The following is a 14,999-nucleotide window of genomic DNA, read 5'->3' on the forward strand; positions in this document are numbered from 1 at the left end:
GGAGCTCTCAGAACCATGCGTCGCCACCAGGCCGCGTCCGACCCCGTCGCCGTCCCCGCCGCAGCCGACGTGCCGCTGCTCGCCACCCAGGCGGCGATCTGGTACGCCCAGGCGCTCGACCCCGACAGCCCGGTCTACAACACGGGTGACGCCGTCGAGATCACCGGCCCGCTCGACGCCGAGCTCTTCGAGACCGCCCTGCGCCGGGCCGTCGGCGAGGCCGACGCGCTCAGCGCCGTCGTCGTCACCGACGGCCGGGGCGAAGCCCCGCACCAGCGCCTCACCCCCGGCCGCGCCTGGCCCCTGCACCACCTCGACCTGCGCGCCGACGCCGACCCCGAGGCCACCGCCGAGGCCTGGATGCGCGCCGACCTCGCCCGCCCCGTCGACCTCGCCGAGGGCCCGCTCTTCACCCAGGCCCTCATCCGCCTCACCGACGAACGCCACTGGTGGTACCAGCGCGTCCACCACCTCGCCGTCGACGCCTACGCCCTCACCCTGCTCACCGGCCGGGTCGCCGAGCTCTACACCGCCCTCACCACCGGCACCCGCCCCACCGACCGCACCTTCGCCACCCCCGCCGAGGTCGCCGCCGAGGAGGCCGCCTACCGGGCCGGCCACGAGCACGCCGCCGACCGGGAGTTCTGGCGCGAGCGGCTGGCCGGCGCCGACGCCCCCGCCACCCTCCCTGGCGGCACCCCCGCCGGCCCCGCGGGCCTGCCCCGGCTCAGCGCCGAACTGCCGGCCGGCACCCTGCCCCGCCTGGAGGCCGCCGCCAAGGCCGCCCGCGCCACCTGGGCCGAACTCGTCATCGCCGCGACCGCCGGCTACCTGCACCGCCTCGCCGGCACCGAGGACGTCGTCCTCGGCCTGCCGCTCGCCAACCGCCGCGGCCCCGCCGCCCTGCGCACCCCCGTCGCCACCGCCAACGTCCTGCCGCTGCGCCTCGCCGTCCGCCCCCGCGACACCGCCGCCGAACTGCTGCGCCGCGTCGTCCTGGAGGTCCGCGACGTCCGCCGCCACCAGCGCTACCCGCTGGAGGACCTGCGCCGCGACCTCGCCCAGACCGGCACCCGCCGCGCCCTGTTCGGACCGATGGTCAACATCAAGGCCTTCGAGGGCGACCTCGACCTCGCGGGCCTGCCCGCCACCGTCCGCAACCTCGCCGCCGGCCCCGTCGACGACCTCGCCCTCGCCGTCTCGCCCGGCCCCGACGGCGCCCTGCGGATCGGCCTCGAAGCCCACCCCGGCCAGTACGGCGCCGACGCCCTCGCCGCCCACCGCGACGGCCTGCTGCGCTACCTCGACGGCCTCACCGCCCTGCTGCTCGACGACCCGCACACCCCGATCGCCCGGATCGACCTGCTCGACGAGGACGCGCTGCGCCGCGCCACCGCCGGCCGCACCGAACCGCCCGCCGCCCGCACCGTGCCCGAACTGCTCGCCGAGCAGGCCGCCCGCACCCCCGGCGCGGTCGCCCTGCGCAGCGGCGAAACCACCCTCACCTTCGCCGAACTCGACGCCGCCGCCACCCGGCTGGCGCACCGCCTCACCGCCCTCGGCGCCGGCGCCGCAACCCCCGTCGCCCTCGCCATGCCGCGCGGCGCCGACACCCTGGTCGCCATGTTCGCCGTGCTCAAGGCCGGCGGCGCCTGCCTCTCCCTCGACCTCGCCCACCCCCGGCAGCGGATCGCCGACATCCTCGACGACACCCGCCCCGTCTGCGCCGTCGGCACCGCCGAGGCCCTCGCCGCCCTCCCCGGCGCGGCCGAGCGCCCCGCCGTCGCCCTCGACGACCCCGCCGTGCGCGCCGAACTCGCCGCCCTCCCCGCCGAACCGCTGCCCGCGCCCGACCCCGCGCACACCGCCTACCTGCTGCACACCTCCGGCTCCACCGGCCGCCCCAAGGGCGTCGTCGTCACCCACGCCTCGCTCGCCAACCTGCACGCCGGCCACGGCGAGGACCACATCGCCCCCGCCGTCGCCCGCACCGGCCGCGAACGCCTGCGCATCGCCCACAGCGCCTCCTTCGCCTTCGACGCCTCCTGGGACCCGGTGCTGTGGATGCTCCACGGCCACGAACTCCACCTGCTCGACGACGACACCTACCGCGACCCGGCCGCCCTCGCCGCCCACGTCCACCGCGAGCGGATCGACTACCTCGACGTCACCCCCTCCTACCTCGACGTCCTGCTCGGCGAAGGCCTGCTCGACGAGGACCGGCACCGCCCCGCCGTGATCGCCGTCGGCGGCGAGGCCACCCCCGACCCGCTCTGGCGCCGCCTCGCCGCCGCCGACGGCCTCACCCCCGTCAACCTCTACGGCCCCACCGAGACCACCGTCGACGCCTACTCCTGGACCCCCGGCCCCGACGGCACTCCCGTCGGCCGCGTCGTGCGCGGCTCGCGCGCCTACGTCCTCGACGGCTCGCTGCGCCCCGCCCCCGACGGCGCCACCGGCGAACTGTACGTCGCCGGCGCCTGCCTGGCCCGCGGCTACCTCGGCCGCCCCGACCTCACCGCCGAGCGCTTCCTCGCCGACCCCTACGGCCCGCCCGGCGGCCGGATGTACCGCACCGGCGACCTCGCCCGCCGCCGCCCCGACGGCACCCTGGAGTTCCTCGGCCGCGCCGACGACCAGGTGAAGATCCGCGGCTTCCGGATCGAGCCCGGCGAGATCGCCGCCGTCCTCGGCGAACTCCCCGGCGTCGACCGGGCCGTGGTCATCGCCCGCCCCGGCCCGAACGGCAAGCGGCTGCTCGGCTACGCCGTCCCCGCCGCCGGCGCCGCCCTCGACCCGGCCGCGCTGCGCACCGCGCTCGCCACCCGGCTGCCCGAGCACATGGTGCCCGCCGCCGTCCTCGTCCTCGACGACCTGCCGCGCACCGGCAACGACAAGCTCGACCACCGCGCCCTTCCCGAGCCCGAGGCCACCGAGCGGCAGAGCGGCGCCGCACCCGCCACCCCGCAGGAGGAGATCATCTGCGGGCTGTTCGCCGACCTCCTGGAGCGCGGGGAACTCCCTTCCCGCGACGCCGACTTCTTCGACCTCGGCGGCCACTCCCTGCTGGCGGGCCGGCTCGCCGCCCGGCTGCGCGAGAGCCTCGGCGCGGCGATCGGCTTCGCCGACGTCTTCCACAACCCCACCCCGGCCGCCCTCGCCGCCCTGCTGCGCGAGCGCTCCGCCCCCGAGCCGCGCCCCGCCCTGGCCCCGGTCGCACGCACCGAGCGGATGCCGCTCTCCCCGGCCCAGCGCGGCCTCTGGTTCCACTACCGGCTCGAAGGACCCAGCCCCACCTACAACATCCCGCTCGCCCTCACCCTCACCGGCCCGCTCGACCGCGACGCCCTCGCGCTCGCCGTCGGCGACCTCGCGGCCCGCCACGAGACCCTGCGCACCGTCTACGGCGAGTCCGCCGACGGCGAGCCGTACCAGCGGATCCTGCCGCCGGCGCCGATCGAGCTGCACCACGGCACCGGCCCGCTCGCCGACGCCGTCCGCCACGCCTTCGACCTCGGCGCCGAACCCCCGCTGCGGGCCACGCTGTTCGACAGCCCGGACGGCGAGACGGCGGAGACCCACACCCTCCTGCTGCTGCTCCACCACATCGCCGGCGACGGCGCCTCCACCACCCCGCTGGCCCGCGACCTCGCCGCCGCCTACGGCGCCCGCCTCGCCGGCGGCGCCCCCGAACTGCCGCCGCTCGACGTCCAGTTCGCCGACCATGTGGACTGGCAGGCCCGGCTGCTCGGCACCGCCGACGAGCCCAGCCCGCTGGCCGTGCGCCAACTCGACCACTGGCGCAAGACCCTGGCCGGCCTGCCCGACCAGCTCGACCTGCCCACCGACCGCCCCCGGCCCGCCGTCGCCGCCCACCGCGGCGCCACCGTGCCGTTCCACCTGGACGCCGAGGCCCACGCCGCGCTGGCCGCCCTCGCCCGCACCAGCGGTGCCAGCGTGTTCACCGCCGTCCAGGCCGGGCTCGCCGCGCTGCTCACCCGGCACGGCTGCGGCACCGACATCCCCATCGGCACCCCCGTCGCCGGCCGTGACTCCGACGAAACCGCCGCCCTGGTCGGCTACTTCGTCAACTCCGTGGTCCTGCGCACCGACACGTCCGGCGAGCCCACCTTCCGCGACCTGCTCGGCCGCACCCGCACCGCCGTGCTCGGCGCCCACGACCACGCCGACCTGCCCTTCGACCGCCTGGTCGAGGAGCTCAACCCGCCCCGCTCGCTCGCCCGCCACCCGCTGTTCCAGGTCATGCTCGCCTGGCAGTCCGTCCCCGACCGGGAGTTCGAGCTCGGCGGCGGCCTCACCGCCACCATCGCCGCGATCCCCTCCGGCACCGCCAAGTTCGACCTCACCCTCAACGCGGGCGAACTGCCCGAGGGCGGCATCGGCGGCTTCCTGGAGTACCGCACCGACCTCTTCGACGAGGCCACCGTCCTGGCGCTCGCCGAGCGCCTCGCCCGGCTGCTCGCCGCCGCCGCCACCGCGCCCGACACCGCCATCGGCCGCCTCCCGCTGATCGGCGAGCAGGAGCGGCACCGCGCCCTGGTCGAGTGGAACGGCGCCCCCGTCACCTCCGTGCCCGGCGCCACCCTGCCCGAACTCTTCGAGGCCGCCGCGCTCGCCAACCCCGAGGCGGTCGCCGCGGGTTACGACGGCGAGTCGCTCACCTACCGCGAACTCGCCGCCCGCGCCGACCGGCTGGCCCGCCTGCTGGCCGCCCGCGCCATCGGACCGGGCACCATCGTCGCGCTCGCCCTGCCGCGCTCCCTCGACCTGGTCGTCGGCCTGCTCGCGGTCGCCAAGTCCGGCGCCGCCTACCTGCCGCTCGACCCCGAGTACCCGGCCGACCGGCTCGCCTACATGCTCGCCGACGCCGCCCCCGCCGCGCTGCTCACCGACACCGCCACCGCGCCCCGGATGCCCGAGCACCAGGTACCGCAACTCCTGGTCGACGGAGGCGAGTCGGACACCCTCCCGGCCGTCCCGCTGGCCCAGCACGAGCGCACCCGGCCGCTGCGCGCCGAGGACACCGCCTACGTCATCTACACCTCCGGCTCCACCGGCCGCCCCAAGGGCGTGCCCGTCACCCACCACAACGTGGTCCGGCTCTTCTCCGCCACCGACCACTGGTTCGGCTTCGGCGCGGACGACGCCTGGACGCTCTTCCACTCCTACGCCTTCGACTTCTCGGTCTGGGAGCTGTGGGGCGCCCTGCTGCACGGCGGCCGGCTCGTCGTCGTCCCGCACCTGGTCAGCCGCGACCCGGCCGCCTTCCTCGACCTGCTGGCCCGCGAGAAGGTGACCGTCCTCAACCAGACGCCGTCCGCCTTCTACCAGCTCAGCGCCGCCGACCGGGAACGCCCCGGCAGCGAACTCGCCCTGCGCTACGTGGTGTTCGGCGGCGAGGCGCTCGAACTCGGCCGCCTCGACGACTGGTACGAGCGGCACGCCGACAACGCGCCCACTCTGGTCAACATGTACGGCATCACCGAGACCACCGTGCACGTCTCCTACATCGCCCTCGACCGGGCGAGCGCCGCCGCCGGCACCAGCAGCACCATCGGCGTCAACATCCCCGACCTGCGGGTCTACGTCCTCGACCGCTACCTCCAGCCCGTCCCGCCCGGCGTCACCGGCGAGATGTACGTGGCCGGCGCCGGCCTCGCCCGCGGCTACCTCGGCCGGCCCGCGCTCAGCTCCGAGCGCTTCGTCGCCGACCCCTACGCCGAACTGTTCGGCGAGCGCGGCACCCGGATGTACCGCTCCGGCGACCTTGCCCGCCGCCGCGCCGACGGCGTGCTGGAGTACTTCGGCCGGGCCGACCAGCAGGTCAAGATCCGCGGTTTCCGGATCGAACTCGGCGAGATCGAGGCCGTGCTGGCCGCCCACCCGGCCGTCGCCGACGCCGCCGTGATCGTCCGCGAGGACGTGCCCGGTGACAAGCGCCTGGTCGGCTACGCCGTCCTCGCCCCCGGTGCGCAGCAGGTGAGCGCCGAGGAACTGCGCACCCGCGCCGCCGCCGACCTGCCCGTCCACATGGTCCCGTCCGCCGTCGTGCTGCTGGACCGCCTGCCGCTCACCGCCAACGGCAAGCTCGACCGGCGCGCCCTGCCCGCCCCCGACGCCCCCGAGACCGGCGCCGGACGGCCCCCGCGCAACCCGCGCGAGCAGCAGCTCTGCGAGCTGTTCGCCGAGGTCCTGGGCGTTCCGGCGGTGGGCGTCGAGGACGACTTCTTCGCGCTCGGCGGCCACTCCCTGCTGGTCGTCCGGCTCGCCGGGCGGATCCGCGCCGTGCTCGGCCTGGAGGTCGGCATCGGCACGCTGTTCCAGGCGCCCACCGTTGCCGCACTGGACGCCGCGCTCGCCGCCGACACCCCCGGCGCCGACGCGCTGGACGTGCTGCTGCCGCTGCGGCCCACCGCCCCCGGCCGGCGCAACCCGCTGTTCGCCGTCCACCCGGCCGGCGGCCTCAGCTGGTGCTACACCGGACTGATCCGCAACCTTCCCGCCGACGTGCCGATCTACGGCCTCCAGGCGCAGGGCGTCGGCGCCGCCACCGCCGGCGAGCCGCTGCCCGCGACGATGGAGGCGCTGGCCGCGCACTACGTCGACCGGCTGCGCGAGGTCCAGCCCGAGGGCCCCTACCGGCTTCTCGGCTGGTCCACCGGCGGCATCATCGCCCACGCGATGGCCGCCCGGCTGCAGGAACTCGGCTGCGTCGTCGAGCTGCTGGCCGTGCTCGACGCCTACCCGGCCGAGGGCTTCCGTGACCTGCCCGTCCCGGACCAGGCCGAGGCCCTGGAGGCGCTGCTCACCATGGGCGGCTTCGGACCGGAGGACCTCGACGGGCGGCCGCTCGAACTCGCCCACGTCACCGAGGTGCTGCGCCGCGAGGGCAGCCCGCTGGCGGGCCTGGACGACGCCACGGTGGAGGCGCTGAACCGGATCTACCTCCACATCAACCACCTGGTGCGCGGCTACGACCACCGCCGCTTCGAGGGCGATGTGCTGTTCTTCCGCGCCACCGTCGACACCATCGACGACACCCTGGTGCCCGAGCTGTGGACGCCGTACGTGGCCGGGCGGATCGAGAACACCAATGTCGCCTGCTCGCACAAGGACATGACGCTGCCCGAGCCGATCGCCCACATCGCGGGCGTCGTCGCGGAGCACCTCGCCGTGCTCGACTCCCGCACCGACAGCTGACCGCCGCCCGCTGACAGATGACAGATGACAGCTGACAGATTTCAGATAACAGATAACAGATAACAGATTTTGAAATCTGTCAGCTGTCATCCGTCAGCCGCCCCTCACCGACAACCGGACCGTCTGGAGAACCCACCCCATGAGTGACGCCCCCGCCAACCCCTTCGACGGTGACGGCGAGTTCCTCGCGCTCGTCAACGACCAGGGCCAGCACTCGCTCTGGCCGGCCTTCGCCGCCGTCCCGGCCGGCTGGACCGTCGCCCACGGGCCGTGCGAGCGCGCCGCCGCCCTCGACTGGATCACCGCCCACTGGACCGACCTCAACCCGGCCCGATGAGCCAGGCGGACACCCAGCCCGGCCCCGACCTCGGAAAGCCGGACACCCCGGCGCGCCCGCTGTTCGCCGGCCGCCTCGCCGTGGTGCTCGTCTACACGGCCGCGATGTGCATGAACGGCCTGGACTCGACGATCGTCAACCCGGCCCTGTTCACCATCGCCGGCGACTTCGACCGCCCGGTCACCGCCGCCAACGCGGTGGAGACGGCCTTCCTGGTCGGCCTCGCCGTCGGCCTCCCGGTGGCCGGCTGGCTCGGCGACCGTTTCGGCGTGCGCCGGGTCTTCCTCGGCTCGCTCGCCGTCTTCACCCTCGCCAGCGCGCTGTGCGCGGCCGCCCCCGGCCTCGGCGCGCTCACCGCCGCCCGCGCGGTGCAGGGCGTGGCGGGCGGCCTGCTCACCCCGGTCGGCATGACGCTGCTGTTCCGGGCCTTCGAACCGCACGAGCGGGCCGGCCTCGGCAAGGTGCTGATCGTGCCGACCGCCCTGATGCCCGCGCTCGGCCCGCCGCTCGGCGGCTTCCTCACCGAACACCTCTCCTGGCACTGGCTGTTCCTGGTCAACGTGCCGATCGGACTGGCGGCCGTGCTCACCGGCCTGTTCGGGCTGCGCGACCAGGAGGAGCCGCCGGCCGGCCGCTTCGACACCACCGGCTTCCTGCTCGCAACCCCCGGCCTCGGCCTGCTCACCTACGCGCTCGGCTTCGGCCCCGCGCACGGCTGGGGCTCCCCGGCGGTGGCGGCGTCCGGGGTGCTCGGCGCGCTGCTGCTCGGCCTCGCCGTCCGCCACCAACTGCGCGCCGAGGAGCCGCTGGTGGACCTGCGGCTGCTCGCCGACCGGGCCTTCGGCGCGGCGAGTTGGCTGGCCCTGCTGACCGCCGCCGGACTGATGGGCGCGCTGTTCGCCTTCCCGCTGCTCTACCAGGCCGCGCTCGGCGCCTCGGCGCTGGACGCGGGCCTGAGCGTCTTCCCCGAGGCGATCGGCCTGATGGCCGCCTCGCAGGTGGTGGACCGGCTGCTGCCCCGGCTCGGCCCGCGCCTGCTCGCGCTGCCCGCCCTGCTGCTGGCGGCCGTGGTGCTGGCCGCGCTGGCCGTGCCCGGCGTCGGCGAGAACGCCTGGGCCGTGCGGGCGCTGATGTTCGGCGTCGGCCTGGTCCTGGGCACTGCCGTGCTGACCGTGCAGATCGCCGGGTTCGCGGACGTGCCGCCGCCCGCGATGGGCCGCGCGATGGGCCTGTTCACCATCGTCCGCACCCTCGGCGGCGCCTTCGGCATCGCCGGCGCGGCGGCCCTGATCGGCGCCCTCTCCGAGGACGGCGTGCACGGCACCGACCCGGCCCCCTACCGGTTCGCGCTGCTGGCCACGGCGGTGGCCGTCGCCCTCGGCGCCCTGGTCGCGACCCGCCTCCCGAAGGACCCCCCGGGCCCGCCGCCGATGGACTGACCTCCTCCGCCGTACCGCACAACGGCCCGCCACCCTCCCGTGGCGGGCCGTCGGTCGTGTTCGGGCGGGGCGTCCGGCACGGACTCATGAGGGCCGCGGCAGGTCGATCCTCTCCCGCTTGTTCGCGCCGATCACCTCGATGCCCTTGGTGCCCGTGATGCCGTCCAGCGGCAGCGCCTCGGTGTACGGCGCGGTGACGGCCAGCAGGAGACCGGACGGCAGCGAGCCGGTCACCTCGATGCCCCAGTACTCCGGCTGCCTGACGTAGACCAGCGGGACCAGGCGGACCGTCATGCTCTCGTAGGGCTTCTCACCGCTGACGATGAGGATGAAGGTGCCCGGAACGATCCCCGGTACGGCCTTCGCCTCCTCGAAGTCGATCAGCCGCACGGATTCCGGCGCCGGCCGGTTGGTGAAGTTCTCCGCCATGATGAATCCTTTCGCCACCGAGTGTCACCAGTCGGTCACTCTTTCGACGCAGGGTAACCGAGGGCCGCTCACGAACCACGGCTCCAACACACCCCCGCCCGCCCGCGCGACCCGGAGGGCCGGGCGCGGGGGCGGTCACCCGGTGGGGTGGAGAATGCCGGATTCCCCGGCGGGCGGCCGCGGCGGGCAGTACGGTGCCCGCATGACCGTGCTCGTCCGCCGTCGTCACATCGACTTCGGCCGCGTCCACTCCACCGGCTGTCCGGTCATCGTCTGATCGTCCGAATCACCCGGCCCGTCCGGCCGCGCCGCCCCGTGCGGGCACCGCCCGGGGCCGTCCTCCGCCCGCGCACCCGCGCGCACCTCCGCGTGCCCCCGTGCCCGGGCCGACCGCGATCCGACCGCACCGAAGGGACACCGGTCCGCCATGACCGACACCGCCACCGACCACTACCTGCGCAACAACGCCGACTACGCCGCGGCCTTCGACGGCCCGCTCCCGCTCCCGCCGGCCCGTCGTACCGCCGTCCTCGCCTGCATGGACGCCCGGCTCAACGTCTACGGCGCGCTCGGCCTCACCGAGGGGGACTCGCACGTGATCCGCAACGCCGGCGGGGTGGCGACCGACGACGCCATCCGCTCGCTGGCGATCAGCCAGCGGCTGCTCGGGACACGGGAGGTCATCCTCGTCCACCACACCGACTGCGGCATGCTGACCTTCGCCGACGACGCCTTCCGCGAGTCGATCAGGGAGGAGACCGGCATCAAGCCCCCGTGGGCGGCCGAGGCCTTCGCCGACCTGGAGACGGACGTCCGGCAGTCGGCCGCCCGCATCCGCACCAGCCCGTTCGTCCCGCACACGGACGCCGTGCGCGGCTTCGTCTTCGACGTCGCGACCGGCCTGCTCAAGGAGGTCGTGCTCTGAGCCCCGGCGCCCCGGTGCGGCGGCAGGCCGCTGCACCGGGGCGCAAGCCGTCACCGCCCGCCCGCGCCGCCCAGCAGGTGGACCAGGCCGTCGGCGAGGCCGCCGCGCCAGCAGGCGTAGTCGTGGCCGCCGTTGAACTCGCGGTAGGCGAGGTCGTAGCCGCGCGCGGTGAGGACGTCGCGCAGGTGGCGGTTCTGGGTGAGCAGCATCCACTCCTGGAGGCCGACCTCGATCCAGAAGCGGGCGCCGCCGGGCTCGGTGGCCGCGAACCGGCGGGTCAGCCACTCGCTGCCGCTGTCGAACTCGGTGCCGTCGGGCCACCAGAACGAGCCGGACTGCGACAGCGCGTTGCCGAACCGGGCCGGGCGGCGGAAGGCGGCGAAGGCGGCGGTCAGGCCGCCCGCGCTCTGGCCGGCGATCACGGTGCGGGCCGGGTCGGAGGTGGCACGGTGCTCGGCGGCGGCCCAGGGCAGGATCCGGTCGGCGAGCAGGTCGACGAAGTCCGGGTTGCAGCTGAGGTCGTCCGGCCGGCCGGGACCCATGGTGTGCACCAGCAGGGCGACGGTCGGCGGGATCAGGCCCTCGGCCGTCAGGTTGTCCAGGGTGTCGCCGAAGGACAGCACCTCGCCCCACATCTCGCCGTCCAGCAGCACCAGCACCGGGTACGGGCCGGCGTCGGCGCGGTGCCCGGCGGGCAGGTGGACGTCGACCCGCCGCCCGGCCACCTCGGCGCGCACGGTGCGGCCGCGGGGCACGTCCGCGCGCCGCCCGGCGTACGGCTGGGCGGGCGCCTCGGGCAGGGCGAGCACCGAGGAGGGGTGGCGGCCGTCGCGGCCGGGCAGTTGCGCGCCGGCGCAGTGCGGGTCGGGGCGGGCGCCGTCGAGCACCCGCAGCCAGTCGGCCCGCCGGGTGCCGGGGACGGCGCCGCGCACCGGGTACAGCTGGTAGGAGGCCCGGTGGTCGGCGCGCAGCCGGTAGCTGCGCGACCAGCCGCCGGCCCGGCGCTCCATCAGGTGCGGGGTGAGGTCGCCGGCGTGCCGGTCCTTGTCGGTGACGGTGTGGACGAGTGCGAGCACGGCGTCGTACGGCTGCTCGCCGGGCTCGTCGCGCAGCACGAAGGTCACTTGCCGGTAGGCCGGGTCGTCGGGGTCGGGGTCGACCAGCGGCGCGCCCTCGGCGGCCACCCTGGCCCAGAACTCGTCACCGGCGACGGGCTGTTCGTTCGGCACGGGGAGAACTCCTCAAGAGGTCAGGCGGGGTTGCCCTTGCGGCCGAGCAACACCCAGAGCAGGAAGGGGCCGCCGAGCACGGTGGTGACGATGCCCACCGGGATCTCGACGCCGGAGATCAGCACCCGGCCGAGGGTGTCGGCCAGCACGATCAGCACCGCGCCGACCAGCGCCGAGCCGATCACCGGGACGCGGGCCGGTCCGGCCAGCCGTCCGGCGACCACCGGCGCGGCCAGCGCGACGAAGCCGACCGGGCCGCAGACGCCGACGGCGAGGCCGGCCAGCGCCACGGCGAGCAGCAGGCAGGCGAGCCGGACCCGGCCGGGGTCGACGCCGAGCGAGGACGCCACGTTGTCGTCGAACCGCAGGACGGCGAGCCGCCGGGCCACCACCAGGGCGAGCGGCACCAGCACGGCGAGGCCGATCAGCACCGGCGTGGCCACCTCGTAGTCGCGGCCGTTGAGGCTGCCGGAGGTCCAGACGTACAGCGAGGACGCCGAGCTGAGCGAGCGCCGGGCCATCGCCACCTGGATGACGGCGGAGGCGAGCGCCGACATGGCGAGGCCGACCACCAGGACCCGGTAGCCGCGCGCGCCGAGCCCGCCGGAGACGAGGGTGACCACGGCGACGGCGACCAGCGCGCCGATCGGCCCGGCCCACCAGGCGCCGAACGCACCCGAGGCGGTGACCGAGATCAGCACGGCGGCGGTGGCGCCGTCGTTGACGCCGAGCAGTTCGGGGGTGGCCAGGCGGTTGCGGGCGAGCGTCTGGGTGAGACAGCCGGCCAGGCCGAGCGCGGCGCCGGCGGCGAGGCCCGCGACGATCCGGCCGAGCCGGAACTTCTGCACCAGCAGCACATCGAGACGCTCGCCGTAGCCGAACACGGCCTGGAAGGTGCGGCCGAGGCCGAGTTCGCTCTGGCCGGCGTGCGCGGAGACCACCACGGCGGCCAGCAGCACGGCGGCGAGGCCGAGCGCGGCCAGCGCGGAGCGGCGGGGGAGCAGCACGGACAGCGCGCCGCGCCGGACCACCAGGTCGGGCCGGGGCGGCTTCTCCTCCGGGTGGCCGTGGCGGCCGGAGGACTCGGCGGGGGCGGTGTCGCTCAGGCCGAGCGCGGCCGTCTTCCGGGAGCGGACGATGGCGATCAGCGTGGGCGCGCCGATCAGCGCGACGATCACCGAGACCGGGGCCTCGAACGGGCGGGCCACCACCCGGGCGAGTACGTCGGCGCCGGTCAGCACGGCCGCGCCGACGAGTCCGGCGAGCAGGGTGAGCCGGCCGACCCTCGGCCCGGCGACGGCGCGGGCGAGGAAGCCGGCGAGCAGGCCGAGGAAGGAGATCGGCCCGGCCAGGGCGACGGCGGAGGCGGTGAGCAGGGTGACGGCGAGCGCGACGCAGGCGCGGACGGCGCCGGGGCGGTGGCCGAGGCCGCGGGCGAGGTCGTCGCCGAGCGCGAGCGCGGACAGCGGCCGGGTGGTGAGCAGGGCGACCAGGAAGCCGACGCCGAGCACCGGGGCGAGCTGGCGCAGCGTGGTCCAGCCCTCCACCCCGGCCAGTGAGCCGAGCACCCAGACCCGGTAGCGGTCGTAGGCCTCGGGGGAGTTGACGATCAGTACGCCGGTCAGTCCGCCGAAGGTGGCGCCGACGGCGGAGCCGCCGAGCACCAGGCGCATCGGGGAGCCGCCGCCGCGGCTGCCGGCGATCGCCAGGACCAGTCCGCTGGCCAGTACGGCGCCGCCGAAGGCGAAGGCGAGGTAGCCGTAGGAGGTCTGGACGCCGAGGACGGCGATGCCGAGCACGACGCCGAGCGAGGCGCCGGCGTTGACGCCGAGCAGGCCGGTCTCGGCGAGCGGGTTGCGGGTGACGGACTGCAACTGCGCGCCGGCCACGCCGAGGGCGGCGCCGACCAGCAGCGCGGTCAGGGTGCGGGGGAGGCGCAGGTCGCCGACGACCAGGGCGAGCCGGCTGTCGGCGCGGGCGCCGTCGGTGTCGAGCAGGTAGTCGAGCACCCGGCCGGGGCCGACCTCGCCGGCGCCGACGGACAGGGAGAGCGCGGTGAGCGCGAGCAGGGCGGCGAGGATGCCGCCGACGGCGGCCCGGGAGGTGCGGCGCGACCGTTCGGCCGCCGGCGGGGCGGGGGCGGGGGGATCCGCGTCGGCCGCCTCGGCGGTACCCACTTGCGACAATGTCATAAGGTAAGGCTAACCTAATGGTCATCGCGGTCGGGCAACTGTCCGGCCCGGCGCGGGTTCCGCCCGGATCGCCCCTGGTTCGCGGCACCGCACCACCGCTCCATCGCTCACCGACCGCACCGCCCGTCTGCAACACCCCTGCCCGGAGGAACCCATGTCGACCCGCCAGAGCCCGCTCCACCCCGCCCGCCGCCGCGCGGTCCAGGCGCTGGCCGCCACCGGGGCGGCCACGCTCCTGCTCGTCGGCTGCGGCTCGTCGGGCTCCTCCGACAAGGGCTCCTCCGCCACGGAGGGCTCGCCGTCCGCCGCCGCCACCACCGCCGCCTCGGGCGCCCCGGCCGCCGACGCGGCCGGCGGCAAGCGGACCGTCAAGGACGCCACCGGCACGGCCGTCGAGATCCCCGCCGAGCCCAAGCGCATCGTCACCCTCACCCAGGAGGACCTCGACGCGGTGCTCGCCCTCGGCCTCAAGCCGGCCGGCATCACCAACGGACAGGGCCTCAACGAGCCGCCGGCGTACCTGAAGGACAAGGTCCAGGGCATCCCGGTGGTCGGCAACCTGCTCCAGCCCGTGATGGACAAGGTGATCGCCGCCAAGCCCGACCTGATCCTGGCCGGCGACATGCAGGACCAGCAGGTCCTCAAGCAGCTGCGCGAGATCACCCCGGCCACCCTGGTCACCATGGCGCCCACCGACGACTGGAAGCTCTCCTTCCGCGGCATCGGAAACGCCGTCAACAAGCTGGACCAGGCCAACAAGGTCATCGCCGACTACGACGCCAAGGCCGTCAAGGCCGGCGGCGAGCTCGGCGAGAACAAGGGCAAGGCCGTCTCCATCGTGCGCTGGAACCCGACCGGCCCGAGCTGGATGGAGAAGAAGCAGTTCGCCAGCGGCGTCGCCCTCGACATGGGCCTGACCCGCCCGCAGGCCCAGGACAAGGACGGCAACGCGCACACCCCGGCGCTGAGCCTGGAGAAGATCAACGAGATCGACGGCGACTGGCTGTTCCTCTCCACCCTCACCGACGACGGCAAGGCCGCGCTGAAGGACGTCCAGTCCAAGCCCGCCTACCAGGAGCTGAACGCGGTGAAGAACAACCACACCGTCACCGTCGACGGCTCGGTCTGGTCCACCCGCGGCGGCCCGCTCGCGGCCGACGTGGTGATCGAGGACATCAGCAAGGCGCTCACCGCCAAGTGACCGCCGGCGGCGGGCGCCCCCACCGG

General features: G+C 75.5%; 9 protein-coding genes. 6 read left to right on the forward strand and 3 right to left on the reverse strand.

All coding sequences use genetic code 11. The features are described from left to right. Positions 1–15 precede the first annotated feature (15 nt). From ACFZBX_RS22335 to ACFZBX_RS22345, 3 genes are all read left to right on the forward strand, one after another. Positions 16–7,221 (forward strand): amino acid adenylation domain-containing protein, encoded by a 7,206-nt coding sequence (locus tag ACFZBX_RS22335; RefSeq protein ID WP_391535514.1) that lies wholly within the window; start codon positions 16–18, stop codon positions 7,219–7,221. 139 nt (positions 7,222–7,360) lie between these two features. After that, positions 7,361–7,558 carry an MbtH family protein gene (locus ACFZBX_RS22340; RefSeq protein ID WP_380752810.1) on the forward strand — a complete coding sequence of 66 codons (198 nt, stop codon included), beginning with the start codon at positions 7,361–7,363 and terminating at the stop codon, positions 7,556–7,558. Further along, complete coding sequence (locus tag ACFZBX_RS22345) at positions 7,555–8,997, forward strand: DHA2 family efflux MFS transporter permease subunit (RefSeq protein WP_391535515.1); 1,443 nt, start codon at positions 7,555–7,557, stop codon at positions 8,995–8,997. The genes ACFZBX_RS22340 and ACFZBX_RS22345 overlap by 4 nt, the downstream gene beginning before the upstream one ends. Positions 8,998–9,081: 84 nt before the next feature. Here the strand turns inward: ACFZBX_RS22345 and ACFZBX_RS22350 are convergent, their stop codons facing one another. Continuing rightward, positions 9,082–9,426, reverse strand: a complete 345-nt coding sequence (locus ACFZBX_RS22350) for a hypothetical protein (protein ID WP_391535516.1) — start codon at positions 9,424–9,426, stop codon at positions 9,082–9,084. A 154-nt stretch (positions 9,427–9,580) separates the two neighbouring features. Here ACFZBX_RS22350 and ACFZBX_RS22355 point away from each other — a divergent pair, with 154 nt between their 5' ends. Both ACFZBX_RS22355 and ACFZBX_RS22360 read left to right on the forward strand, forming a co-directional pair. Next, a complete protein-coding gene (locus tag ACFZBX_RS22355) occupies positions 9,581–9,703 on the forward strand; it encodes a hypothetical protein (protein WP_391535517.1) in 123 nt (40 codons plus the stop codon). Positions 9,704–9,853: 150 nt separating this feature from the next. Further along, positions 9,854–10,351: a beta-class carbonic anhydrase gene (locus ACFZBX_RS22360; RefSeq protein ID WP_391535518.1), complete on the forward strand. Its 498-nt coding sequence runs from the start codon at positions 9,854–9,856 to the stop codon at positions 10,349–10,351. 50 nt (positions 10,352–10,401) lie between these two features. Here ACFZBX_RS22360 and fes read toward each other — a convergent pair whose 3' ends face one another. Both fes and fhuB read right to left on the reverse strand, forming a co-directional pair. Then, on the reverse strand, positions 10,402–11,580 hold the full coding sequence (gene fes / locus ACFZBX_RS22365; protein WP_391535519.1) for an enterochelin esterase: 1,179 nt from the start codon (positions 11,578–11,580) through the stop codon (positions 10,402–10,404). A 20-nt stretch (positions 11,581–11,600) separates the two neighbouring features. After that, complete coding sequence (fhuB, locus tag ACFZBX_RS22370; RefSeq protein ID WP_391535520.1) at positions 11,601–13,772, reverse strand: Fe(3+)-hydroxamate ABC transporter permease FhuB; 2,172 nt, start codon at positions 13,770–13,772, stop codon at positions 11,601–11,603. Between the two features lie 154 nt (positions 13,773–13,926). Here fhuB and ACFZBX_RS22375 point away from each other — a divergent pair, with 154 nt between their 5' ends. Continuing rightward, positions 13,927–14,973: an ABC transporter substrate-binding protein gene (locus tag ACFZBX_RS22375; protein ID WP_391535521.1), complete on the forward strand. Its 1,047-nt coding sequence runs from the start codon at positions 13,927–13,929 to the stop codon at positions 14,971–14,973. Positions 14,974–14,999 lie beyond the last annotated feature (26 nt).

The organism is Kitasatospora sp. NPDC008115 (assembly GCF_042957205.1).
In the GTDB taxonomy this organism is placed as follows: domain Bacteria; phylum Actinomycetota; class Actinomycetes; order Streptomycetales; family Streptomycetaceae; genus Kitasatospora.